Annotated in this window: 20 protein-coding genes and 1 other RNA gene; 8 read left to right on the forward strand and 13 right to left on the reverse strand. The window is 65.9% G+C overall.

The window, feature by feature from the left end; genetic code table 11:
- Positions 1 to 7: 7 nt before the first annotated feature.
- The 3 genes from IP91_RS06350 to IP91_RS06360 all read right to left on the reverse strand — a co-directional run bounded on the left by IP91_RS06350 (position 8) and on the right by IP91_RS06360 (position 2,997).
- Positions 8 to 307 (reverse strand): YciI family protein, encoded by a 300-nt coding sequence (locus tag IP91_RS06350; RefSeq protein ID WP_145647866.1) that lies wholly within the window; start codon positions 305 to 307, stop codon positions 8 to 10.
- Between the two features lie 22 nt (positions 308 to 329).
- Positions 330 to 656, reverse strand: coding sequence for a YbaB/EbfC family nucleoid-associated protein (locus IP91_RS06355; protein WP_145647867.1), 327 nt, complete (start codon positions 654 to 656; stop codon positions 330 to 332).
- Between the two features lie 64 nt (positions 657 to 720).
- Positions 721 to 2,997 carry a DNA polymerase III subunit gamma/tau gene (locus IP91_RS06360; RefSeq protein ID WP_145647868.1) on the reverse strand — a complete coding sequence of 759 codons (2,277 nt, stop codon included), beginning with the start codon at positions 2,995 to 2,997 and terminating at the stop codon, positions 721 to 723.
- Between the two features lie 108 nt (positions 2,998 to 3,105).
- Here IP91_RS06360 and IP91_RS06365 point away from each other — a divergent pair, with 108 nt between their 5' ends.
- Positions 3,106 to 3,786, forward strand: coding sequence for a hypothetical protein (locus tag IP91_RS06365; RefSeq protein ID WP_145647869.1), 681 nt, complete (start codon positions 3,106 to 3,108; stop codon positions 3,784 to 3,786).
- A 280-nt stretch (positions 3,787 to 4,066) separates the two neighbouring features.
- Here the strand turns inward: IP91_RS06365 and ffs are convergent.
- Both ffs and ubiD read right to left on the reverse strand, forming a co-directional pair.
- An RNA gene (gene ffs / locus IP91_RS06370) (signal recognition particle sRNA small type) lies at positions 4,067 to 4,165 on the reverse strand.
- Positions 4,166 to 4,222: 57 nt separating this feature from the next.
- Complete coding sequence (ubiD, locus tag IP91_RS06375) at positions 4,223 to 5,707, reverse strand: 4-hydroxy-3-polyprenylbenzoate decarboxylase (RefSeq protein WP_145647870.1); 1,485 nt, start codon at positions 5,705 to 5,707, stop codon at positions 4,223 to 4,225.
- Between the two features lie 495 nt (positions 5,708 to 6,202).
- Here ubiD and IP91_RS06380 point away from each other — a divergent pair, with 495 nt between their 5' ends.
- Complete coding sequence (locus IP91_RS06380) at positions 6,203 to 7,120, forward strand: transglycosylase SLT domain-containing protein (protein ID WP_145647871.1); 918 nt, start codon at positions 6,203 to 6,205, stop codon at positions 7,118 to 7,120.
- Between the two features lie 461 nt (positions 7,121 to 7,581).
- On the opposite strand, the gene nusB is transcribed toward IP91_RS06380, so the two are convergent.
- From nusB to ribBA, 3 genes are read right to left on the reverse strand one after another with little or no spacing between them, the layout of a single operon-like run.
- Complete coding sequence (gene nusB, locus IP91_RS06385) at positions 7,582 to 8,052, reverse strand: transcription antitermination factor NusB (RefSeq protein ID WP_145647872.1); 471 nt, start codon at positions 8,050 to 8,052, stop codon at positions 7,582 to 7,584.
- A gap of 52 nt (positions 8,053 to 8,104) precedes the next feature.
- Positions 8,105 to 8,593 carry a 6,7-dimethyl-8-ribityllumazine synthase gene (ribH, locus tag IP91_RS06390; protein ID WP_145647873.1) on the reverse strand — a complete coding sequence of 163 codons (489 nt, stop codon included), beginning with the start codon at positions 8,591 to 8,593 and terminating at the stop codon, positions 8,105 to 8,107.
- A gap of 42 nt (positions 8,594 to 8,635) precedes the next feature.
- Positions 8,636 to 9,745 (reverse strand): bifunctional 3,4-dihydroxy-2-butanone-4-phosphate synthase/GTP cyclohydrolase II, encoded by a 1,110-nt coding sequence (ribBA, locus tag IP91_RS06395; RefSeq protein WP_145647874.1) that lies wholly within the window; start codon positions 9,743 to 9,745, stop codon positions 8,636 to 8,638.
- A gap of 259 nt (positions 9,746 to 10,004) precedes the next feature.
- Between ribBA and IP91_RS06400 the strand changes: the two genes are divergently transcribed.
- The gene (locus IP91_RS06400; protein ID WP_158643098.1) at positions 10,005 to 13,472 is read left to right on the forward strand and encodes an EAL domain-containing protein; all 3,468 of its coding nucleotides are present in this window, start codon (positions 10,005 to 10,007) and stop codon (positions 13,470 to 13,472) included.
- Between the two features lie 288 nt (positions 13,473 to 13,760).
- Complete coding sequence (locus IP91_RS06405) at positions 13,761 to 14,897, forward strand: PQQ-dependent sugar dehydrogenase (RefSeq protein ID WP_145647876.1); 1,137 nt, start codon at positions 13,761 to 13,763, stop codon at positions 14,895 to 14,897.
- A gap of 525 nt (positions 14,898 to 15,422) precedes the next feature.
- On the opposite strand, the gene IP91_RS06415 is transcribed toward IP91_RS06405, so the two are convergent.
- Positions 15,423 to 15,812 carry a hypothetical protein gene (locus IP91_RS06415; protein WP_145647878.1) on the reverse strand — a complete coding sequence of 130 codons (390 nt, stop codon included), beginning with the start codon at positions 15,810 to 15,812 and terminating at the stop codon, positions 15,423 to 15,425.
- A 236-nt stretch (positions 15,813 to 16,048) separates the two neighbouring features.
- The gene (locus tag IP91_RS25975; RefSeq protein ID WP_158643099.1) at positions 16,049 to 16,567 is read right to left on the reverse strand and encodes a GNAT family N-acetyltransferase; all 519 of its coding nucleotides are present in this window, start codon (positions 16,565 to 16,567) and stop codon (positions 16,049 to 16,051) included.
- Positions 16,568 to 16,876: 309 nt separating this feature from the next.
- Between IP91_RS25975 and IP91_RS06425 the strand changes: the two genes are divergently transcribed.
- On the forward strand, positions 16,877 to 17,335 hold the full coding sequence (locus IP91_RS06425; RefSeq protein ID WP_145647880.1) for a hypothetical protein: 459 nt from the start codon (positions 16,877 to 16,879) through the stop codon (positions 17,333 to 17,335).
- Between the two features lie 35 nt (positions 17,336 to 17,370).
- On the opposite strand, the gene IP91_RS06430 is transcribed toward IP91_RS06425, so the two are convergent.
- Positions 17,371 to 17,916 carry a DUF4256 domain-containing protein gene (locus IP91_RS06430; protein ID WP_145647881.1) on the reverse strand — a complete coding sequence of 182 codons (546 nt, stop codon included), beginning with the start codon at positions 17,914 to 17,916 and terminating at the stop codon, positions 17,371 to 17,373.
- A gap of 236 nt (positions 17,917 to 18,152) precedes the next feature.
- Between IP91_RS06430 and IP91_RS06435 the strand changes: the two genes are divergently transcribed.
- The 3 genes from IP91_RS06435 to IP91_RS06445 all read left to right on the forward strand — a co-directional run bounded on the left by IP91_RS06435 (position 18,153) and on the right by IP91_RS06445 (position 21,427).
- Positions 18,153 to 19,022, forward strand: coding sequence for an SMP-30/gluconolactonase/LRE family protein (locus IP91_RS06435; RefSeq protein WP_145647882.1), 870 nt, complete (start codon positions 18,153 to 18,155; stop codon positions 19,020 to 19,022).
- Positions 19,023 to 19,118: 96 nt separating this feature from the next.
- Complete coding sequence (locus IP91_RS06440) at positions 19,119 to 19,541, forward strand: OsmC family protein (RefSeq protein ID WP_145647883.1); 423 nt, start codon at positions 19,119 to 19,121, stop codon at positions 19,539 to 19,541.
- Positions 19,542 to 19,636: 95 nt separating this feature from the next.
- The gene (locus tag IP91_RS06445; RefSeq protein WP_145647884.1) at positions 19,637 to 21,427 is read left to right on the forward strand and encodes a DUF885 domain-containing protein; all 1,791 of its coding nucleotides are present in this window, start codon (positions 19,637 to 19,639) and stop codon (positions 21,425 to 21,427) included.
- On the opposite strand, the gene IP91_RS06450 is transcribed toward IP91_RS06445, so the two are convergent.
- Together IP91_RS06450 and IP91_RS06455 are read right to left on the reverse strand one after the other, a co-directional pair.
- The gene (locus IP91_RS06450; RefSeq protein ID WP_145647885.1) at positions 21,390 to 22,376 is read right to left on the reverse strand and encodes a hypothetical protein; all 987 of its coding nucleotides are present in this window, start codon (positions 22,374 to 22,376) and stop codon (positions 21,390 to 21,392) included. The two genes, IP91_RS06445 and IP91_RS06450, sit on opposite strands and share 38 nt — an antisense overlap.
- A 47-nt stretch (positions 22,377 to 22,423) precedes the next feature.
- Complete coding sequence (locus IP91_RS06455; RefSeq protein ID WP_145647886.1) at positions 22,424 to 22,747, reverse strand: hypothetical protein; 324 nt, start codon at positions 22,745 to 22,747, stop codon at positions 22,424 to 22,426.
- Position 22,748: the final 1 nt, after the last annotated feature.

Genomic DNA, 22,748 nt, shown 5'->3' on the forward strand with positions numbered 1-22,748 from the left:
CCATCCTTCAGCCCTGCTGCGCCGGGAGGTACGTCTCCAGGCCGTCTGCCGCCATGGTCGGGACGAACTCGGTGATCGCGTAGCTGGCCGCACCGGCCTGCTTGAACGGATCGAGTTCGATGACGGCCTCCACGTCCGCGCGGCTGTCGGCATGGGCGATGATGATGCCGCCGGTGCGGGGCACCAGGCGGCCGGACATCACGAACAGGCCGTTGTCATACTGCTCGCGCAGGAAGGCACGGTGGGCGGCGAGGAGCTGGTCGATCTCCTCGTTCGGCTTCAGGTAAGTGAGCGTGACGATGAACATGGCGCGGTCCGTGGTCCGGAAATCAGAACGGCATCTTCAGGCCGCCCGGCAGGTTCATGCCGGCGGTGAGACCGCTCATCTTCTCGGCGGCGGTGGCTTCGGCCTTGCGCACGGCGTCGTTGAACGCGGCGGCGACCAGGTCTTCCAGCATGTCCTTGTCGTCGGCCAGCAGCGACGGGTCAATCGACACGCGCTTCACGTCGTTCTTGCAGGTCATGACGACCTTCACGAGGCCGGCGCCGGACTGGCCTTCGACTTCGATCGAGGCCAGCGATTCCTGGGCCTTCTTCATATTGTCCTGCATGGCTTGTGCCTGTTTCATCAGGCCGGCGAGCTGGTTCTTCATCATGATGGTGACTCCTCAAGTTGGCAATTCGAATAGGGGAAAGCGATCGGCAACGGCAGCGCCGCGCTCAGTGCGCCGGCGTCATCGGTGCCACGATCGAGCCGGGCACCACGAAGGCGCCGAACTCGCGCACCAGCGCCTGCACGAACGGATCGCCGTGCACGGTGTCCTCGGCCTGGCGCTGGCACTTCTCGCGATGCACCTGCTGCTCCGCGGCAGTTGTATACCACACCGGGCCCAGTTCCGTTTCCACGCGTACCGTGCGGTCGAAGCGCTCGGCCAGCGCGGCCGTCAGTTTTTCCACGTTGGGCGGCGTGCGCCACGTGTCGATCGGGCAGCGCAGGTGGAACACGGCTGCATTGCCGTCGATGCGGACGGCGATCAGTTCGGCCTGCGTGGCCAGCTGCTGCGCCACGCCACGCAGCGGCAGGTGCGCCGCCAGCAGCGGCCAGTTGCCATCCCAGCCCAGCTCGGCAACGGGCGTGATGGCGTAGGCGTACGGTGCCTGCGCAGCCTGTGGCTGGCGGGCGGCGGGCGGCGTGGGAGATGGAGCCGCCTGCTGCGCCGGCGCCGCGGCTTCGGCGCGCTGTTGCGAAGGCGCCGGTGCGGCTGCGGAAACCGCGCTGTCGTCGGAGAATTCGGTGACCCACGGCGGCAGGTCGTCTTCCTGCTGCGGCGGCGGTGCCTGGCGGGCCTGCACGGCGGCGGGCGGCGCTTCCAGCACGGTGGCTTCGCCCTGCCCTGCGGCGTCTTCCCATGGCGCGGGCCGGGCCTGCGCCACCGGCGCCGCCGGCTGTGCGGCGGCCTGCGCGGCCGGCGGCTGCGACAGCTGCATCGGCGGACGGGCGCCGGTGCGGGCTGCCGAGGCGGTGCGCACGGCCAGCAGGGCGGCATCGATCGCGGCGCGCGCCGTGCTCACGGGGCCGGCAGGGCGGGCCGCTGCCTGGGGCGCTGGTGCTGGTGCGGGTGCCGGCGGCCTGAAGACCGGCGCGGGAGCCTGTTGTGCCGTGGCAGATGCGGGGGCAGATACGGGAGCAGAGACGGGACCAGATGCGGCGGCGCGCTGCGCGGCCCCGGCCGCGACAGCCGGAGGCGGTGCGACGGCGGCATGGCTGGCGCTGGCCGCCGTGGCCGGACGTGCCGCCGGTGCCACAGCTGCCGGAGCCGGACGCCCCGGTGCCGCAGGCCGTCCGCCTAACTGCGCGCCGGCCGGTGAACCGGAAGACGATCCCGCGGCGCCGCCGACGCCGGGCCGAAAGGCCAGCATGCGCAGCAGCGTCATCGAGAAGCCGGCGTATTCGTCCGGCGCCAGGCCCAGTTCGTTGCGGCCGTGGACGGCGATCTGGTAATACAGCTGCACTTCCTCGGCATCGAACACCTGCGCCAGGCGCAGGATGTCGGCGTATTCCGGCAGGTCCTCCGGCACGGCGGCCGGCACCGACTGGGCCAGCGCGATCCGGTGCAGCAGCGTGCCCAGGTCCTGCAGCGCGCCGTTGTAGGACAGGCTGCGGCTGGCCATTTCATCGGCGACGGCCATCAGGCCCGCGCCATCGTCGTCCCCCAGCGCATCGAGCAGGCGGATCAGGTAGGACTGGTCCAGCGCGCCCAGCATGCCCTGCACCGCGTCGAGCGTGACGGCGCCGGCCGCGTAGGCGATTGCCTGGTCCGTCAGCGACAGGGCATCGCGCATCGAGCCGTGCGCGCCCTGGGCCAGCAGGCGCAAGGCGGGCTGCTCGAACGTGACCTCTTCCTGGCCCAGGATGTTTTCCAGGTGGCCGACGATGTGCCCGGGCGGCATCTGCTTCAGGTTGAACTGCAGGCAGCGCGACAGCACCGTGACGGGGATTTTTTGCGGATCGGTCGTCGCCAGGATGAACTTCACGTGCTCGGGCGGCTCTTCCAGCGTCTTCAGCATCGAGTTGAAGGCGTGGTTGGTGAGCATGTGCACCTCGTCGATCATGTAGACCTTGAAGCGTGCATTGGACGGCGCGTAGACAGCCTGTTCGAGCAGCTGCGCCATTTCATCGACGCCGCGGTTGGAGGCCGCATCCATCTCTATATAGTCGACGAAGCGGCCGCCGTCGATCGCCCGGCACGCCTCGCACACACCGCAGGGCGTGGCGGTGATGCCGCCGTTGCCGTCCGGGCCCGTACAATTGAGGGACTTGGCCAGGATGCGCGACAGCGTGGTCTTGCCCACCCCGCGCGTGCCGGTAAACAGATAGGCGTGGTGCAGCCGGCCGGTATCGAGCGCATGCGTCAGGGCACGCACGACGTGCTCCTGGCCGACGAGCGTTTCAAAGTTCCGGGGACGGTATTTGCGGGCGAGGACTTGATAGGACATGCCGGGATTTTACCGCACACGGGCCACGCTGAGGTCAACATTAGCGCCGGACGGTAGCCGCGCGCGGCCACTTCGCTTACACTGCTTTTTTCCTGTTTGGCAATGACCATGAAGACCGTCCCGCCGCTGCTCCTGCCCTTCCTGCTCCTCGCCCTGCATGGCGCGGCGGGCGCCCAGCCCACCGCCGAACGCGAGTGGATGCCCTACAAGAAGCTGGTCGACACCACCCGCCTGGGCCGCTTCTACGCGCTGCCCGCCGCCGAACGGGACAAGCTGGACATGTTCATCCAGCTGCAGCCCTCCGGCCCCGTCGATCCCCGCACCGTCACGCTGACGGCGCTGCGCGACGGCACCCGCACCCCGCTGCCCCTGAGTGCCGACGGCAACCTGCGCCTGGTGCCGAACCCGGACTGGCTGACGGACGACGTGTCCATCGTGGCCAACCTGCCCACCACCGTCGACCTGGCCGTGACGCCGGCGATGAACGCGGTCGTCCCGCCCGGCACGAGCTGGCCGTATGCGCAGCTGATGGGCAGCGTCGCCCAGGCCAATGCGGTGATGGACAAGATCTCCGGCCCGTTCGGCATGTTCGCACCCACTGCCCGCAGCGTCCTGCTGAAGTTCGACCAGCCGGCGCGGCTGACGATCCAGTCGTCCACCGGCACGCGCCAGCACGCCACCGACGTCAAGTACCAGATCCGCCTGCTGCCGGATGCCGCCCTGCTGGCCGAGAACCCGCTGACGACCGTCTCCACCCGCCCCCTCGCCGCCGAGCTGGAAAGCGACTGACCTACAGCCGAGCCCGAGCCCGAGTCCAACGACATGGACGCGGGCTGCTCTGTGCATCTGCCCTGCAAAAGATTCAGTGCCTGACGTTCCTGCAACGCAGCAGAGAGGCAGGTGCAGCAAATTGGGCGCGCAGAGTGTAGTAACAGTACATCGCCTATTGCCGAGCTCGTGTCCATGTCGGGGTCAGACCCCATGGTGGACACGAACTGAGCAGTAAGGGGCGCAGCAAGGCAATATCGGGACGTAAAAAAAGCTGCCGGAGCAGCTTCTTTTGAGATAAGGAGGCGAGCCTGATCTGCGGCACTTGCGGTGAACAGCTGTGGCTGCTTCGTTCCCGACCTGACCAGGTTAGCCATGCCGCAATGCGCAGGGGCCCGCCAGACATCATTATAACCGGTCCCGCGGATTAGGGGAAATTCCGTCCGGACGCGCCGGATTACAGGCCCAGCTGCTGCCAGATATCGTCCACCTTGCGCTTCACGTCCGGCGTCATCTGGATCGTCGTGCCCCACTCGCGGTTTGTCTCCCCCGGCCACTTGTTGGTGGCGTCGATGCCCATCTTGCTGCCCAGGCCGCTCACGGGCGAGGCGAAGTCCAGGTAGTCGATCGGCGTGTTGTCGACCAGGGTCGTGTCGCGCGTGGGGTCGACACGCGTCGTGATCGCCCAGATCACCTCTTTCCAGTCGCGGATATCGACATCCTCGTCGACCACCACGATGAACTTCGTATACATGAACTGCCGCAGGAAGCTCCATACGCCGAACATCACGCGCTTGGCGTGGCCGGCGTACTGCTTGCGGATCTGCACGACGGCCATCCGGTAGCTGCACCCTTCCGGCGGCAGGTAGAAGTCCGTGATCTCGGTGAACTGCTTCTGCAGCAGCGGCACGAACACCTCGTTCAGCGCCAGGCCCAGCACGGCCGGCTCGTCGGGCGGTTTGCCCGTATAGGTGGAGTGGTAGATCGGGTCGCGGCGCATCGTGATGCGGTCGATCGTGAACACCGGGAACCAGTCCTGCTCATTGTAGTAACCGGTGTGGTCGCCATACGGCCCTTCCAGCGCGTGTTCGTAACCCGATGGATGGTTTTCGTCCGGGTAGATATGCCCTTCCAGCACGATCTCCGCGGAAGCCGGCACGCGCAGCTCGCTGCCGATCGCCTTGACGAGTTCCGTGCGGCTGCCGCGCAGCAGGCCGGCGAACTGGTATTCGGACAGCGTGTCCGGCACCGGCGTCACGGCGCCCAGGATCGTGGCCGGGTCCGCGCCCAGCGCCACCGCCACCGGATACGGCTGGCCGGGATGGCGGATGCAGTGCTCGCGGAAGTCCAGTGCCCCGCCCCGGTGCGCCAGCCAGCGCATGATGACTTTATTGCGGCCCAGGACCTGCTGCCGGTAGATGCCCAGGTTCTGGCGCTTCTTGTTCGGGCCCTTCGTGATGACGAGCCCCCAGGTGATCAGCGGTGCCACGTCGCCCGGCCAGCAGTGCTGGATCGGCAGGCGGCCCAGGTCGACGTCGTTGCCTTCCCAGACGATCTCCTGGCACGGTGCGCCGCGCAGCTCCTTCGGCGCCATGTCCCACACGGCTTTCACCAGCGAGCCCATATCCATGATGTCCTTGAAACCCTTCGGCGGCTCCGGCTCCTTGAGGCGCGCCAGCACGTGGCCGATGCGGCGCAGTTCGCTCACGTCGTTGGCGCCCATGCCGAGCGCCACGCGGCGCGTCGTGCCGAACAGATTGCCCAGCACGGGCATGTCGAAACCGGTGGGATTCTGGAACAGGAGTGCGGGTCCGCCCGCCCGCAAAGTACGGTCACAGACCTCCGTCATCTCCAAATGTGGTGAAATTTGCAAGGAAATGGGCTTCAATTCGCCCATTTTTTGCAATTGAGCAATAAAATCTCTCAGATCTGAATATTTCATACAATTTTTACGTTTTTTTCGTTCGCGACGACCGGCGTGAACTCAGCCGGGCAAGTGCTTGATTCTATGGGTTTTTGCCAATACACGTCGCACAAAGCTAGATCCAGAAGTTATATAGAACGCGTGTGTTAGTATTGACTGGATATAAAACGGCTTCTACAATTCGACCTACTTGAAGAGGACATGGCCATTATGCCAACTATCATTGTCTCTCTTTCATTCACGGAGTCGGGGCTCCACGGACATTTTAAGGAGTGTTTCCCAAGGCGTCTGCCTTAACCTCCCCGAACGAAGTTGTTTTGCGACTGGTTTCACGAGTCAGTTCGGTTATCCGTTCACTTGGATCAGCTCTAGCAAGCAATTAGGCGTCCTGATGCGCGCTTCCCGGCGGCGCAGGACGATAACAAATCTGATGCACGGCAATTGCACAGCAACGGTGTCGCGCCCATAGCGCGCGGCGGGGGCATGCTTTTTTCCGACATTGCAGGGAGTTCTATGGATAATCGTTTCACTGGGCTGGCTCTGGCCGCCCGTACGGCCTGCGGGCCGGTTGCACGCTTCGGCGCGCAGCGCATCACCGTGCGCAGCCTGTTTACCACGGCGCAGCACGCGTTCACGATCTTCGGCATCACGGCCATCGTCACCCTCGTCGTCCTGTACGCCCGTCCGGACCTGGCACGCATGCTCAGCAAATCGCTGGGCGACGACACGGCCACCATCACGGCGCCGCTGGCCGCCGCGCCGCAAGCCGCGGCGCCCCGCATGCACGAACTGATGGATGCCCCCGCACCGGCCGTGGTCGCGACCGATGCAAAGACGCTGAATGCGGACGAAGAAAAAGCCCTGGTCGGCACCCGCAAGCAGCAGCAATGGGTCACCTCCTGGCTGGCCAAGCGCTACCGCGTGGCCAATGACGCCACCAACATGCTGGTCTCCACGGCCTACATGACGGCACGCGAGATCAAGATCGACCCGCTGCTGATCCTGGCCGTGATGGCCATCGAATCGGGACTGAACCCGTTCGCGGAAAGCCCGATGGGCGCCCAGGGCCTGATGCAGGTGATGTCGAAGGTCCACCACGACAAGTTCCAGGAAATGGGCGGCGTGCAGGCGGCGCTGAACCCGGTGGCCAACATCCGCGTCGGCTCGCTGATCCTGAAGGATTACGTGACGCGTGGCGGTTCCGTCGAAGCGGGCTTGAAAACCTACGTGGGCGCCGCAGCCTTCGAAACGGACGACGGCTACGGCTCCCGCGTACTGGCCGAATGGCGCCGCCTGAAGCAGGTCTCCGCCGGCAAGAAGGTGCCGACGTTCACGCCGCCATCGATCGCCGCGCCGGCCACCGTGACGGCCAGCGCCAAGCCGGTGGAAGTCGAACCGCCGAAACCGGAGCCCGAGCTGGCCGGCCTGTGACCCGCCCTGCTCTGCGCATCAAGCCACCTGACGGTGGCTTTTTTTTTTGGGCGGTTGCGTATCGGGTCGGGCACTGCTGTCCCGGGGCATGCGATCCAACGTCGACGATTCCTGCGGTCCCTGAGAGGTTCCGGATTTTCCGGGCAATGCCGACAAAAGCCGAGGCCAGCCTTTACACCATGCCGGCAAAAAGCCGAGGCAGCTTTGACACCATGCCGGCAAAAGGCCGGGGTCAGGCACCGCTGCCGGCGCCGCCAGTGCTTCCGGCCATATCACCGGCGGTGCCAGACCCCGGTAAGCCGCCGCCATGTGCGACCTCCACCATGGCCGCATCACCGGTGCCGGACCCGGCACGCCGCTTTGTGCGACCTGCAGCATGGCCGCTCACCGGTCAGACCCCGACACACCGCGGGCAACAAAAAAGCCACCCGAAGGTGGCTTGATACGGCAGCGCAGGCAGGTCAGCGCTTCTTGTCAGCCGCTACTTCATCGGCGCGCAGCCGCGGCGCGAGCTTGTCGAGCACGCCGTTGACATACTTGTGGCCGTCGATGCCGCCAAACGACTTGGTCAGCTCGACCGCCTCGTTGATGACGACGCGGTAAGGAATGTCCGGCTGGTTCTTCAGCTCGTAGGCGCCCAGCAGCAGCACGGCGTGCTCCACCGGCGACAGCTCGCCGATGCCGCGGTCCACCAGCGGGCCGAAGCCTTCGCGCAGCTCGACGGACTGCTCGATCGCACCGTACAGCAAGGCCGCGAAGTAGTCGCCATCGGCCTTGTCGAAACCGTGCGCACCGCGGATGTTGTTGACGATGGTTTTTGCCGGCTCATTGTTCAGCAGCCACTGGTACAGACCCTGCAGCGCGAACTCGCGCGCGCGGTGACGCGGCGTGCGGCTCTTGCTCGGATTGGCGTGGGGGGCTTTTTCGTTCATATTGTTCTTTCAGTATTTCTCGTTACGGGCGGACGGCTAGCGGGCCGACGATTTACTCGTCGTCGCCGGCATCCTGGTACAGCTCGTCCAGCGCGATCGCCAGGTTGGCCATCTCGACGGCCACGCGGGCTGCATCGGCGCCCTTGCTGGCCATGCGCACTTCGGCCTGCTCGTCGTTCTCGGTGGTCAGCACGGCGTTGGCGATGGGAATGCTGTGGTCCAGGCCGATGCGCGTGATGCCGGCGCCCGATTCGTTCGACACCAGCTCGAAGTGGTAGGTTTCGCCACGGATCACGGCGCCCAGCGCCACCAGCGCATCGAACTGGCCGGATTCTGCCATCTTCTGCAGCACCAGCGGGATTTCCAGCGCGCCGGGGACGGTCACGTGCAGCACGTCCTCGTCGGCCACGCCCAGCTGCTTCAGTTCGGCCAGGCAGGACGACAGCAGGCCATGGCATACGTCTTCGTTGAAGCGCGCCTGGACGATGCCGATGCGCAGGCCTTCGCCGTTCAGGTTGGTTTCGTAGGTTCCTACGGTCATATCAGCCTCTTATATATAGTAGATGGTGGATGGTGCTGGCACTCAGGCTTCGGGCCTGGCCACGTAGCCGGTCACTTCCAGGTCGAAGCCGACCATCGACGGCATCTTGCGCGGGCTGGCGAGCAGCTTCATGCGCTGCACGCCCACGGCGCGCAGGATCTGGGCGCCGATGCCGTAGGTGCGCAGGTCCATGCTGGCGGCGCGGCCGCGCGGCTTGGCATCCTGGTCCAGCGCGGCCAGCTGGCCGAACAGCTCGTCGGCCGTTTCGCCACAGTTCAGCAGCACCATCACGCCCTGCTCGGACGCCTTGATGGCCTTCAGCGACGCCGACACGTTCCACGAGTGCGTGGTGGCTTCCGTTTCCAGCACGTCCAGGATCGACACCGGCTGGTGCACGCGCACCAGCGCCTCGCGGTCGGCCTGGATGTCGCCATGCACCAGCGCCAGGTGGGCCGCACCGCTCGGCGTGTCGCGGAAGGCGATCATGCGGAAGTCGCCATGCGCCGTGCGCAGCGTGCGCTCGGCCACGCGCTCGACCATGCATTCCTTGGCACTGCGGTAATGGATCAGGTCGGCGATCGTGCCGATCTTGATGCCGTGCTCCTTGCCGAATTCCAGCAGGTCCGGCAGGCGCGCCATCGTGCCGTCGTCCTTGACGATCTCGCAGATCACGGAAGCCGGCGTCAGGCCTGCCATCGCGGTGAGGTCGCAGCCAGCTTCCGTGTGGCCGGCGCGCATCAGCACCCCGCCCTTCACGGCGCGCAGCGGGAAGATGTGGCCCGGCTGCACCAGGTCTTCGGCTTTGGCGCCCTTGGCCACGGCCACCTGGATGGTGCGGGCACGGTCGGCGGCCGAGATGCCGGTGGTGACGCCTTCGGCGGCCTCGATCGACACCGTGAAGTTGGTGCCGAACGAAGTGCCGTTGCGGGTGGCCATCAGCGGCAGTTCCAGGCGGTCGACGATTTCCTCGGCCAGTGTGAGGCAGACCAGTCCGCGCGCGTGGCGGATCATGAAGTTGATCGCTTCGGGCGTGACGAAGTCCGCCGCCAGCACCAGGTCGCCCTCGTTTTCGCGGTCTTCCTCGTCGACCAGGATCACCATGCGGCCGGCGCGCAGCTCGGCGACGATTTCTTCGGTGCTGGAGATAGTCATGTACAGAATCCTTTGCGTGTTTCCTAACCCGCTATTTTAATGGATTTGGCGGGCTTTCACCCGACTATCCGGCCCTTTGCCACCGCAAACACGTGGCAACGGCGGAACAAGCCGTCATGCCTTTTTGGAAACCAAGAAACAAATGGCGGCCCCTGCAGTGGTGGCATATGATCGGCACGTAGGGAAGCCACAGCCGTGCGCCCGGTGTGCAGGTGCCGGAGTAGCATCCATCGACCAATGGCCCACTCCAAAAGGACCCATGGCCACCATCCTGATCGTCGACGACCGCCCGACCAACCGCGACTACCTGATGACGCTGCTCGGCTTCACGCCGCACACGTTGTTCGAGGCCGCCGACGGTGCGCAGGCCCTCGAGCTGTGCGAGCGGCACCGGCCGGACCTGGTGATCACCGACATCCTGATGCCCACGATGGACGGCTACGAATTCGTGCAGCGCCTGCGCGACATTCCCGCACTGGCCGGCACCCCGGTCATCTTCTTCTCCGCCACCTACTCGCTGCCGGAAATGCGCGCGATGGCCGCCGCCTGCGGCGTGCGCACCGTGCTGGCCAAGCCCGCCGAACCGGAAGCGATCATGGATGCCGTGAACGCCGAACTGGCGGCGGAGGAAGGCTACGCGCTGCCGGCGGGCGTCGCGGATGCCGTGGCGCCACCGCCGCCCGCACCGTCCGCACAGCCGCCGGAAACGCTGGCCGACCGCATGGCGGCGCTGCACGAACTGTCGCTGCAGCTGAACGGCGAACGCGATGCCGGCGCCATGGCCACCGGCTTCTGCGCGGTGGCCGGCGCGATCCTGCATGCCGATATCGTCGTCCTCTGCCTTCTGGATGCGCATGAACAGAGCGTGCAGCACGTGCAGGCGACCGGCATCGATGCCGGCCTGCTGCAGCCCGTCCTGACCGACCGCGCCGCCTTCCCGGCCGTGATGATGAACCGCCGCGACGTGCTGCGCAGCTGCCGCGCCGACGGCGACGTGCCGGCCCTCCCCGGCGGCCATCCGCAGGTGGACAACCTGATGGCCATCGCCGTGCGCGACCAGTTCCACCTGTATGGCTGGGTGTACGTGGCCAACCGCCGCGGCGCGTCGTGCTTCGACGGCACGGACGAGCAGTTCCTGCGCATGCTGTCCGCCCAGCTGGCGGTGGCGTACGAAAACATGAACCTGTACGAGGTCGTGCAGCGCCACGCCGCCCAGCTGCAGATGGAGATCTCGGCCCGCCGCAGCGCCGACACCGCACTGCGCGCCAGCGAGGCACGCTACCGCGCCATGACGCAATCCGCGCCGGACGCGATCATCGGCTCCGACCAGGAATACGTGCTGCACTTCAACCGCGCGGCCGAGACGATGTTCGGCTACACCGAGCAGGAGATGGCGGGCCAGCCGATCGTGCGCCTGATCGCCGATGTGTCGCTGGCCGAGCACCGCGAACGGGTGGCGCGCTTTCGCAGCAACCGGGAACGCTACTACAGCAACCGCATCGTCGAACTGACCCTGAAGCGCAAGAACGGCGAGCAGTTCACGGCCGAGATGGCGCTGTCCGCCGTCACCGTGGAGGGCGAGACGATCTTCACCACCATCCTGCGCGACACCACGGCGCGGCGCGCGCTGGAAGAACGGCTGCGCCTCTCGGCCCAGGTGTTCGACAGCACGCAGGACAGCATCACCATGACCGATGCGCAGGCCAATATCATCGCCGTCAATCCCGCGTTCGAGCAGGTAACGGGCTACAGCGAGCGCGAGGTGGTGGGCCAGAACCCGCGCCTGCTGCGTTCCGGCCGCCACGACAGCGCGTTCTACCGCGCCATCTGGCACAGCCTGGACACCACGGGCCAGTGGGCCGGCGAGATCTGGAACCGCCGCAGGAACGGCCAGGTGTATCCGGAGCGGATCCGCATCAACGTGGTGAAGGACCAGCGCGAACAGGTGGTGGCCTATGTCTCCGTCTCCAGCGACATCAGCGCATTGAAGGAAGCCCATACGCAGGTGGACTTCCTGAGCAACCACGATCCGCTGACCCTGCTGCCGAACCGGAACCTGCTGAACGACCGCCTGCAGCTGGCCCTGACCTCCGCCCAGCACACCGGCAGCCAGGTGGCACTGCTGCTGTTCGACATCGACCGCCTGCAGCGCATCAACGACGCGCTGGGCCACGCCACCGGCGACGAACTGCTGCGCGAACTGGCGGCCCGCGTGTCGCGCATCGTGCCGCCGGGCGACACGCTGGCGCACCTGGGCGCGGACGAATTCGCCGTGGTGCTGACGCGCTGCCAGACGGTCGACGACATCATCGTCACCGTGCGCAAGCTGATGGACCAGGTGGCGCAGCCCGTGCACCTGGCCGGCCAGGACCTGTACGTGACGGCCTCGGTGGGCATCAGCATCTACCCGCGTGACGGCGCCACCCCGGGTGCGCTGCTGACCGGGGCCGACGTGGCGCTGTCGCACGTGAAGGACGATGGCCGCAACAACTTCCACTTCTACACGGGCGAGATGAACGCGCATGCGCTGCGCTGGATGTCGCTGGAGATCCACCTGCGCCATGCGCTGGAGCGCCGCGAGCTGCAGCTGTTCTACCAGCCGCAGGTCTCGCTGACGGACGGCCGCATCTCCGGCGTGGAGGCGCTGCTGCGCTGGAACAGCGCTGAACTGGGCAATGTGCCACCGGGCGACTTCATCCCGCTGGCCGAGGACAGCGGCCTGATCCTCCCGATCGGCAACTGGGTGATCGAGGAAGCGTGCCGGCAGAACAGGGCCTGGCAGACGGCCGGCCTGCCGCCGCTGACGGTGGCGGTGAACGTCTCGGCCCGCCAGTTCGCCGTGGGGAACCTCCCGGCCGTCGTGCGCAATGCCCTCAATGCCAGCGGCCTATCGCCGCGCTGGCTGGAAGTGGAGCTGACGGAAACGGTGATGATGCACGACAGCGAACACGTGCAGATGCAGCTGAACGAGCTGGCAGCGATGGGCGTCTCCGTGTCGCTGGACGATTTCGGCACCGGCTATTCGTCGCTGGGCTACCTGTCGCGCTTCCGGCTCGACAAACTGAAGATCGACCAGACGTTCGTGCGCAACATCACCACCGAGCCGCGCAGCGCCGCGATCGCGCGCGCCACCACGGCGCTGGCGCATGGCCTGAACCTGGTGGTGGTGGCCGAGGGCGTGGAGACGGAAGGCCAGCTGGCGTTCCTGCGCGACATGGGCTGCGACAAGATCCAGGGCTACCTGTTCAGCCGCCCGATCCCGGCGGACGAACTGGGGACCATGCTGCGCGAGCACCGCGCGCTGGCCCACATCACGCCAGCGCCGGCGGCCACGCCGACCCTGCTGCTCGTCGACGACGAACCGGGCGTGCTGCGCGCGCTGGAGCGGGCCTTCCGCCGCGAGAGCTACCAGGTGCTGCTGGCGCACAGCGCCGCGGAAGCGCTGGAGCTGCTGGCCCTGCACGATGTGCAGGTGGTCGTCTCGGACCAGCGCATGCCGGAAATGAGCGGCACCGACTTCCTGGCGCGCGCCAGGGAACTGTATCCGGACACGGTGCGCATCATCCTCTCCGGCTACGCGGACCACGCGTCGATCAAGGACGCCATCAACCGCGGCGCCATCTACCAGTTCCTCAGCAAGCCATGGGACGACGAGGAACTGCGCCAGGTCGTGCGCGCCGCCTTCGCGCAGGCCTGCCATCACGCCGCGCCGCGACGGGTGGTATGACGCGACGCGCACGAAGCGCGCGCGCATGGTGAGCAAACATCGGGCATGATCGCGATGGACTCAGCCATGGTGGAAGCCTGATCGACAGCGCCGACGCAAACTCCGCGGCGCTGGAGTGACGGCTGCGCACACGGTCGTCGCGTACATGCCGGGCGCGCTGCCAATTCGAAGGTTCGGTGCCGTCGAAGCGTCCGTGCTGAAGGCATCCGCATGCCTGCCCCGGCGCCCATTGGCATACCTTTCGCCCCAACAACCGGATATCAATCCCCGAATGGAGATCTGGACAACATGAATTTGAGCATGCTCGGCCTTGCCACCACCTTCTCGCTCACCCTGATCGCGTTCGCCGCTACCCCGGTGGCCGCGAACGCGCAGGCCAGTGCAACCGCGACCGGCGGCCTGCCTTTCCAGGTCAGGCCGGTCGGCACATTCAGGAGCCCCTGGGCCATGGCATTCCTGCCCGACGGCAGCATGCTGGTGACGCAGAAAGAGGGGACGATGATCCTGTTCGATCCCGCCACCGGTACCAGGCGCACCGTGTCCGGCGCACCCGCCGTCAGCAGCAAAGGCCAGGGCGCGCTCATGGACATCGTGCCCGCTGCCGATTTCGCGTCCAGCAAGCTGATCTACTTCAGCTACTCGGAGGCGGGTCCCGGTGCCGACAGCCGGGTCGTGCTCGCCACGGCGACCCTGGATCAGGCCGGCGGCACGCTCAAGAATCCAAAGGTCATTTTCCGCGGCCAGGATGCGTCGACTGGCGGGCACTATTCGGGCCGTATTGCCTTGTCGCCGGATGGCAAGTATCTCTTCTTCACCAGTGGCGACCGCCAGCTTTTCGATCCGGCGCAAGACCCCAGGTCGACGCTCGGCAAGGTGCTGCGCCTGAACCTCGACGGCACGCCGGCTGCCGGCAACCCGCTCGCGGCCAGGGGCTTTCATGCATCCGTCTGGTCGTATGGCCACCGCAACCTGCTGGGCACGGCCTTCGACAGGCAGGGGCGGTTGTGGGAAATGGAAATGGGACCGCGCCATGGCGACGAGATCAACCTGATCAAACCAGGCCTCAACTATGGCTGGCCGAAAGCATCGAATGGCAACCACTATGACGGCCGGGATATCCCCGACCACGCGCCTGGCGACGGCTTCGAAGCCCCGAAAGTGTCCTGGAATCCGGCCATTTCACCAGGCGGCCTCGCCTACTACGATGCCGACCTGTTCCCGAAGTGGAAAAATTCCCTCTTCATCACCGGTCTCTCGGGCAAGTCGCTGGACCGCATCGCCCTCGACGGCGAGAACGCCAGCAAGGTGGACCATTGGGACATGGGCGAACGCATCCGCGCTGTTCGCACCGGGCCGGACGGCGCGCTATGGCTGCTGGAGGACGGTGCGAGCGGCCGGCTCCTGAAGCTGACACCGAAGAGGTAGGCCAGCGGAACTGCGCGGCGCGGGCATTGCCGCTTTAGGTCGAAATCGGCCAGTCGCTGTCAGGCCGGATTCGACCCATTGCGGCCATTCGCCGATGCCTATCTCAACTGTTCAATCGACGTCGTAGCGTTGCGAATAACTAGGTCCCCAAAATCACCTTCGAGAGTCAACACGCTTCCCACCATAGAGGCGCCTTCAAGCTCGCCAAAGGTGTGACGGTTGCTTGAGTCCGTACGCGGCCCTAGCAAATTAAGCGCGCCGAACGTGAAATCTAGAGAAGCGCCGGCCGTGTTCCACGCCGAAAGCTTGTACCTGGCTCCATCCTCTGCACGGACCACCATCTCGAAGTAGAGATGTTGTTGATCAAGAGTGATCGACAGGACTTCGGATTCTTCAAGATCACAAAGGTTCATGGAAAGGTAAATGAGGTTGAGACCACCTGGATGTCTGCTCCTGGCCGATTGCAGCCCGTGATGACCGGCTGCTGTCGACCCAAAGCAGTCTTTGCCCCCCGCGTTTCAATGCCTAAACCTTGGCGGGCCAGACTGCGTCATGAATCTCTGGCTCATGCTTCGAAAAAACGCTGACGCACGCACCAGCGGTCACGATCATCCACTCACGTTGCTGCTCGGTATAGCCCAGGCGCGCAGTTTCTTCCTTCGCCCAGCCACCATCGAAGACCTCAAGAACGGGATAACCTGAAGGAAAGTCCTCTGCGATCCAGTACTCCGCCAGCGGGACTTCGTCCAGAAGCCTGAAGCCATCAATCTGGGAAAACGTGACTTCGATGCCGTCATCCCTGTTGCGGTTTCGAAGGACGCGTATCGACAAGCGGCCGTCGTAGGAAACAGAGTGGATGTCTGCGCCCCAGTCAAATTGCTCTTGGCACCCGAATGGCCTCGCTTTAATTGGCATGTACGTCGTCTCTTAGAAAGCTTGGTGTGCCTGGTACAAGAGTTATGCAGACACGGCCGGGGGAGTCGGCATCGGCAACGACTGCTTATGGCCGGCCTCGGCCGTGCGCGTCAGCATAGCAGGTTGCCGAAATCGAAATCACGGACTATCACCGCCGACTGCTTTCGCCCCAGGCAGACCTTGAAAACTCCATACCGGGCATGTCACGCACGAATTTAGCTTCGCTCCAACTCGACTCACGTATGCTCGCGGCAATAGCTATTGATCGTCTTGCCGTTCAGCGCAGTTTCCATCTCATACGTCATTCCCAGCCGTTCAGCAACACGACGAGACGACTTATTGCCGGAAGCGATGAGCGCGCGTACCTTCGGCTCGCGTCGCACCTCGAATGCATAAGCCAGGACCGCCGCAGCCGCTTCGTTCGCAATGCCTCTCCCCCAGAATGGCTGATAAGTGTTCCAGCCCAGCTCCATTACGGTGGACTCATGGCGGAAGAAAGCTCCCACGCTGCCGACCAGCTGCCCTGTCTGCCGGTCCTCGATCGACCACCAGCCAGCGCCGTTCAGGAGCCATAATCCAGCCTGTGAACTGAAGATGCGCCAGGCGGTTTGACGGTCCGCCGAACCCAGATGCGCCGCGCTATCAGCATTCGACAAATGCTCCGCGAACAGGTCGAAGTCTTCGGCACGATATTCCCGAAGCGTAAGCCGCTCCGTGGCAAGGCAAGGCACCGAAATCGTGAAAGCGTGGTTCATGAGAAGCGCATCCTTATATGTTCGAATCGAGTTCACTGTCCGCTTTCGGCCGAACTCATCCGCTTGATCAAGCATAACAGGGTGGCCGGCCGCAAATCCACAGACTGTCACGACCGGCCATCGTCGCCCGAAACTGCCATTTTCCATGCCTTGCCTGCCATCCCGGCATGACGTTCGATCTCGACTCCGCGCGGCGCTGTACGTGCAGCATCGTACCGATCCGATCCAGGTTCCCGCGTACATTGAAGACACAACCGGGCACGCGCTCCAGGGCGGCCCATCCGTCATCACTTTTACGATAGGAACCTCATGCAAAAGCACAAAGCCGCCATACTGGGAGGACTGGTCGCAGGCGTCGTCACGACCGCATTCATGGTCGCGGGCCGCAAGACCGGCCTCCTGACCAAGACGCTGGACCGCGACGCGGTCGACTGGATCGACCGCACGACCGGGTCGCGCGACGTCATCGGCGATACCGGCACCAGCGTCGTGGAATTCGTCAACCACCTGGGCGCGTCGGCAGCCTTCGGGGCGGCACTGCCGGCGATCCGCGAGCTGGCACCCGGCCTGTCCCCCGTGGCACTGGGCACGCTGTACGGGACCGCGCTGTACGCCGTCAATATCGCCGGCATCGCGCCGCTGCTTGGCATCACGGAGGGCGAAGTGGAGGCAGGGCCGCGCAAGGCCGGCGAGCGCTGGGCCGTGCACGTGCTGCAGGCCGTCTTCACGGCGCTGGTCGCCGAGCGGCTGGAGCGGCAGGGCGACTGATTCGGCGTATCGGGCTGGACGCTCAGCCGCCGGCATCAGACGCTGACCGCTCCCCGGAATCCCCGCGCCGCATAGTACGACTCGGCGCCGTTGTGATACACGAACACCTGGCCATAGCGCCGGTCGCAGAACAGCGCGCCGCCCAGTTTCCTGATGCCGGGCGGCGTGGCGATCCAGCTCGACGTCTTCAGGTCGAACTCCCCCACTTCCTGGAGCGCGCGGTATTGCGCCTCGGTGAGCATGCCGATGCCCATCGCCGCCGCCATGGTCATGGCATCGTCCTGCGGCTTGTTGAGCTTGCGGGAGGCCAGCGCCGCCGCGTCGTAGCACAGGCTGCGCCGCCCTGGCGGACTCTCCGCCGCGCAATCGCAGAAGAGATATGCGCCGCTGCCATCGGGTCCGCCGACGACATCGGGTTCGCCGCCGGACCGTTCCATCGCATGCAGCACTGCCAGTTTCTTCGGGTCGGCCAGCAGCCGCTGCTGGACGGCCTGCCAGTCGACGCCGGGATGCCGTTGTAGGTGCCTCGTGAAGCGCTTCTCGAGCATATCGATGAGGACGTCGCACTCTGCTGCTTTCATGTCACAGGCTCCTTCAGGGAACCGCCAGCTTAGCGCACGGGGCGATGTGGAAAATGCGTGCATTGTCACACCGTGGCGATTCGTATCGAGCACCGCGCTGGCCACGGTGTGCTCCGGCGATAACCAATCCCTCGCCACCGATCACATTTCCGATCGCATGCGCCCAAGCGCTACCGGCCAAAAACAAATTCGCGTAAGGTGTGCGCACCTTTTACTCCCGCACATTTCAAGCACCCATGACTCCCGCATGCCTGTGGCCCCTGGCCGCCGAACTGGGCGAAGGCCCGGTCTGGATCCCCGAACAGAACCGCCTGTATTTCGTGAACCTCACCGGCAGGACGCTGCATGCGCTCGATGCCGGCGGCACCCGGCATGCCTGGCAGCTGCCGGACTTCATCTGCTGGCTGGTCCCCCGCCGCGATGGCGACGGCTTCATGGCCGGCCTGCGTGACGGCATCGTGCGCCTGTGGCTGGCACCGGACGTGCGCATCGAGTACCTGCACCAGTTGCCGGGCGCCGCGGATGGCATCCGCCTGAACGACGCCAAGGCCGATGCGCAGGGCCGCCTGTGGATCGGTTCGATGAACGCGCACGATGTGCACCGCCCGGACGGCACGCTGTTCCGCCTCGATGCGGACGGCAGCCTGCATGTGGCAGCCGATGAACACCACATCTGCAACGGCCCGGCCTTCAGCCTGGATGGCCGCACCATGTACCACAACGACAGCCTGCTCGCCCGCACTTACACCCACTCGGTAGCGGACGACGGCAGCCTCGGCACGCCGCGCGTGTGGCGCCAGTTCACGGCCGAGGAAGGCGCGCCGGACGGCATGACCGTCGACAGCGAGGACTGCGTGTGGATCGCCCAGTGGGGCGGCAGCCGCGTGTGCCGCTACAGCCCGGCCGGCGAGCTGCTGGCCACCATCGCGATGCCGGTGACGCAGCCTTCGTCGGTCGCTTTCGGCGGCGCGGACCTCAGGACGCTGTACATCACCAGCGCCTGGCAAAGCCTGGACGCAGCGCAGCGCGCCGCCGATCCACTGGCCGGAGCGCTGTTCGCGGTGCAGGTCGATGTGCCGGGCGTGCCCGTGCAGCGCTACGGATGAGCAGGCCGGCCCCTCTGCCATAAGAGGGCGTCACCGAAGCGCCGAAGCGCTTAAGATAGGCGGGCTACACCCGTCAACCCAGCAAGGAGAACAACGATGAAGACGCATGGCTCGGCCGTCTGGTCCGGCGGCATCAAGGATGGCAAGGGCGCCATCAGCAGCGCCAGCGGCGCATTGCAGGCATACCCGTACGGCTTCGCCAGCCGCTTCGAAGGCAAGCCGGGCACCAACCCGGAAGAACTGATCGGCGCCGCGCATGCGGGCTGCTTCACGATGGCGCTGTCGCTGATCCTCGGCGAAGCGGGCCTGACCGCCGAGAAGATGGACACCAAGGCGGAAGTCACACTGGAAAAGCAGGAGGACGGCTATGCCATCACGGCCGTGCACTTGACGCTGCAGGCGAAGATCCCCGGCGCCGACGATGCGAAGTTCCAGGAACTGGCCGCCAAGGCGAAGGCCGGCTGCCCCGTGTCGAAACTGCTGAAGGCCGACATTTCGCTGACCGCCACGCTGTTGTAACGGCCGCGGGCGAATTCGCCGCATTCCCGCCCGGCCGGCTTCGGCATACAATCGCTTCCTCGCCCATCCGGGTATCGAACCAAAAGGAAGCCTCCATGTCTAGAGCCGGCCCCGCCCTGCGCCTCCTCGCCGTCACCGCCCTCCTCGTCTCCGCCAATCTCGTCGCCGTCCATCCCGTTTCTGCCGCACCCGCGTGGGTGGCCCGCAGCGACGCCTACTCGCAACCCGTCCTGAAGGATGCCGGCCGCTACAGCCCGGAGGAAGCCTCGTCGCTGGGCAGCGAAGAGTTCGATACGATGGTGACCGACCTCAAGCCGCGTGCCTACGAGCGCGAACTGGCGGACACCGAGCAGCGCCTGGCCGCCCTGCGTGCCCAGCGCAAGGCCGAGAAGGACCCGAAGGTCGGGCAGGACCTGGACATCCTGATCGACTCGCGCGTCAAGCGCATCGACTCGCTGAAGCTGGAACGGCGCCACCTGCTGAACTACGTGAACGTGGGCGAGCTGACCTACGGCGGCCTGGATGCGCTGCTCGATGCCCGCAACAAGCCGGCACGCCAGCGCGCCGCGCTGCTGCGCCTGAAGCGCTACATCGGCGCGGAAAGCGGCTACACGCCGATCGCCACGCTGGCGCGCGCCCGCACCGAGGAGCGCTTCGCGGTGAAGGGCCTGGTCGGCCCCTACGTGGGCGAGGTCGAGGAAGGCCTGAAGAACAACGCCACCTACCTGGACGGCATTGCCGAGCTGTTCACGAAGGCAAAACTGACGGGCTGGGAAGCGGACCTGGCGACGCTGAAGTCGCAAGTGAAGGCCTACGATGACTGGGTGCGCGCCCAGATCCTGCCGCGCGCCCGCAAGGAAGTGCGCCTGCCGGAAGCGGTGTACGCGAACCGCCTGCTGAACGTGGGCGTCGACATCTCGCCCGAGCAGATGATCGAGCGCGCCAGCTTCGACTTCCAGGAAACGCGCGACCAGATGCAGGTGGTCGCCAACACCCTGGCCGCCCAGCGCAAGTTCCCGTCGAGCGACTACCGCGACGTGATGCGCGAGCTGAAGAAGACGTCGATCCCTGCCGACCAGCTGCTGCCGTATTACCGCGCGCGCCTGAAGGAGATCGAGAAGATCATCCGCGACCGCAACCTCGTCACGCTGCCGGCGCGCGATGCCAGCATCCGCACTGCGACCACCGCCGAAGCAGCCCGCACGCCGGTGCCGTTCATGAACCCGCCGCGCCTGATCGGCAATACGGGCGAATATGGCGAGTTCGTGATCCCGCTGTCGAACCCGAACGCCAAGTCCGCCGCGAAGATGGACGACTTCGACTACGAGGCCATGACGTGGACCCTGGCGGCGCACGAAGCGCGGCCCGGCCATGAGCTGCAGTTCGCGTCGATGGTGGAACAGGGCATGTCGATCGCCCGCGCCACGTTCGCGTTCAACAGCACCAACGTGGAAGGCTGGGGCCTGTATTCGGAGGCCGTGCTGCTGCCCTACATGCCGGCCGAAGGCCAGCTCGTGTCGCTGCAGATGCGCCTGCTGCGCATGGCCCGCGCGATGCTCGACCCGTCGATCAACCTGGGCCGCATGACGCCGGAACAGGCCAAGGCCTTCCTGATGAAGGAAGTGGGCCTGTCCGAACCGTTCGCGCAATCGGAAGTGGACCGCTATTCGTACCGCTCGCCGGGCCAGGCCACGTCGTACTACTACGGCTACGTGAAGCTGCGCGTGCTGCGCGCGCTGGCCGAGGTGGAACTGGGCGAGCGCTTCGACCTGAAGGCGTTCAACGATTTCGTCGTCGCTCAGGGCATCCTGCCGCCCGACCTGCTGCGCCAGGCGGTGGAGAAGGACTTCATCGCGGCACGGAAAACGACGCAGCCGGCGTCGTGAAACCGCCACCCGATGACGCCGCGGCCGGACGGGGCGGGCTGCCATGGCGCAGGCCCGCCGCGTCCAGCTCGGCCAGCAGCGCCGGCGCATACACGGCGTCCAGCGCCGCCGTCGGATACTGGTACAGGCCGCCCTGCTCCGGCGCCAGCGGCGCGGCCAGCGCCAGCACGTTCTCGGCGGCCGTCCACAGCCGCTGCACGTGCGCCATCATCGCCTTGCGCGCCACCAGCTTGCGCCATGCGGCCGGATCCTGTGCACGCAGCGCCTTCAGGTACGCGACGGTGTACAGCATGAAGTCGGCCATGCCGCCGATATTGCCGTTGATGGAACGGGCCCGCGCCGCCATGTCGCGGTACAGCGGCGTGCCCGCCACCGCCACCTCGAATTCCGCGCCTGCCACGTGCGCGTTCAGCTCATCGATCAGCGGGTAGAAGTCGCCCCGGTACACGTTGCGGTTGCCGAAGTAGACGGCGTAGCGGCCGTTCGGCTGCGCCTTCAGTTCATCGGGAATCTCTTTCGCCGCGATAGCGAAGGCAGGCGCCTGGCCGCGCACGTAGTCCGTGACGATCACTTCGCCGCGATAGTGGAACACCGCGCGGTTGCCATGGCAGGCGGAGAGCGCAAAGTCCAGCATGTGGTTCGCTTCGTGGAAGGCCGTCAGCAGCGCCTGCAGGTCCAGCGAGCGGGCCTTGCGCACCCACCACATCACCTGCGGCTGCGCGGCCCCGAACAGCGGCCGTACCGACGCGAATTCCGGCGCGGCGATCAGGGCCGCCAGCGCCGCCGTGTCGCTGCCCGAGGCGGCTTTGGGATTGCCGGCGCAGACTTCCTTGCCCGGCATGGCTTGCGGGCCGGCCGGTTCGAAGGCCGGCTGGGCACAAGCCGCACCCGCCCCCATCAGGAACACGGCCAGCCATCGGGACATCAGGGAACGGGCGTTTGTTTGCATGGCTCCATGATGCCGCAGCGGGGCGAAAAAAGGGGCTTGTCCCGTATTCAATGCCGCATCAGCAGCACCATCGCCAGGCCGTACAGCACCAGCAGCAGCGGAATGCCATTGGCCAGCACGCCGATCCACACGATCACGCGCCGCCATGCGCCGGCGTGCCGGAAGCCGAACAGGGCCGAGATGAAACCGGCCACGCAGCCGCTGCCGAGCAGGATGAAGCTCAGGCCGATGCACTGCATGCCGAAGTCGCCGCACCGGCCGTGCGAGAACGTGCCGGTCCAGGCCAGCGACGCCACGAAATACGTGATGGCGGCGATGGCCACGCTGACGGCGGCCGCGATATTGGGTTTGCGCGCCGGCGCGCCCGGCACG

This window comes from Pseudoduganella lurida (assembly GCF_007830455.1).
GTDB classification, from domain to species: Bacteria; Pseudomonadota; Gammaproteobacteria; order Burkholderiales; family Burkholderiaceae_D; genus Rugamonas; species Rugamonas lurida.

Excerpts from the sequence above, each read along its gene's own strand:
- IP91_RS06350 (WP_145647866.1), bottom strand. The coding sequence starts at position 307 with ATGTTCATCGTCACGCTCACTTACCTGAAGCCGAACGAGGAGATCGAC.
- IP91_RS06430 (WP_145647881.1), bottom strand. The coding sequence starts at position 17,916 with ATGAAAGCAGCAGAGTGCGACGTCCTCATCGATATGCTCGAGAAGCGC.
- IP91_RS06405 (WP_145647876.1), top strand. The coding sequence starts at position 13,761 with ATGAATTTGAGCATGCTCGGCCTTGCCACCACCTTCTCGCTCACCCTG.
- IP91_RS06425 (WP_145647880.1), top strand. The coding sequence starts at position 16,877 with ATGCAAAAGCACAAAGCCGCCATACTGGGAGGACTGGTCGCAGGCGTC.
- IP91_RS06415 (WP_145647878.1), bottom strand. The coding sequence starts at position 15,812 with ATGCCAATTAAAGCGAGGCCATTCGGGTGCCAAGAGCAATTTGACTGG.
- ribBA (WP_145647874.1), bottom strand. The coding sequence starts at position 9,745 with ATGACTATCTCCAGCACCGAAGAAATCGTCGCCGAGCTGCGCGCCGGC.
- IP91_RS06360 (WP_145647868.1), bottom strand. The coding sequence starts at position 2,997 with ATGTCCTATCAAGTCCTCGCCCGCAAATACCGTCCCCGGAACTTTGAA.
- IP91_RS06355 (WP_145647867.1), bottom strand. The coding sequence starts at position 656 with ATGATGAAGAACCAGCTCGCCGGCCTGATGAAACAGGCACAAGCCATG.
- IP91_RS06445 (WP_145647884.1), top strand. The coding sequence starts at position 19,637 with ATGTCTAGAGCCGGCCCCGCCCTGCGCCTCCTCGCCGTCACCGCCCTC.
- nusB (WP_145647872.1), bottom strand. The coding sequence starts at position 8,052 with ATGAACGAAAAAGCCCCCCACGCCAATCCGAGCAAGAGCCGCACGCCG.
- IP91_RS06400 (WP_158643098.1), top strand. The coding sequence starts at position 10,005 with ATGGCCACCATCCTGATCGTCGACGACCGCCCGACCAACCGCGACTAC.
- ubiD (WP_145647870.1), bottom strand. The coding sequence starts at position 5,707 with ATGAAATATTCAGATCTGAGAGATTTTATTGCTCAATTGCAAAAAATG.
- IP91_RS06450 (WP_145647885.1), bottom strand. The coding sequence starts at position 22,376 with ATGCAAACAAACGCCCGTTCCCTGATGTCCCGATGGCTGGCCGTGTTC.
- ribH (WP_145647873.1), bottom strand. The coding sequence starts at position 8,593 with ATGACCGTAGGAACCTACGAAACCAACCTGAACGGCGAAGGCCTGCGC.
- IP91_RS25975 (WP_158643099.1), bottom strand. The coding sequence starts at position 16,567 with ATGAACCACGCTTTCACGATTTCGGTGCCTTGCCTTGCCACGGAGCGG.
- IP91_RS06365 (WP_145647869.1), top strand. The coding sequence starts at position 3,106 with ATGAAGACCGTCCCGCCGCTGCTCCTGCCCTTCCTGCTCCTCGCCCTG.
- IP91_RS06435 (WP_145647882.1), top strand. The coding sequence starts at position 18,153 with ATGACTCCCGCATGCCTGTGGCCCCTGGCCGCCGAACTGGGCGAAGGC.
- IP91_RS06380 (WP_145647871.1), top strand. The coding sequence starts at position 6,203 with ATGGATAATCGTTTCACTGGGCTGGCTCTGGCCGCCCGTACGGCCTGC.
- IP91_RS06440 (WP_145647883.1), top strand. The coding sequence starts at position 19,119 with ATGAAGACGCATGGCTCGGCCGTCTGGTCCGGCGGCATCAAGGATGGC.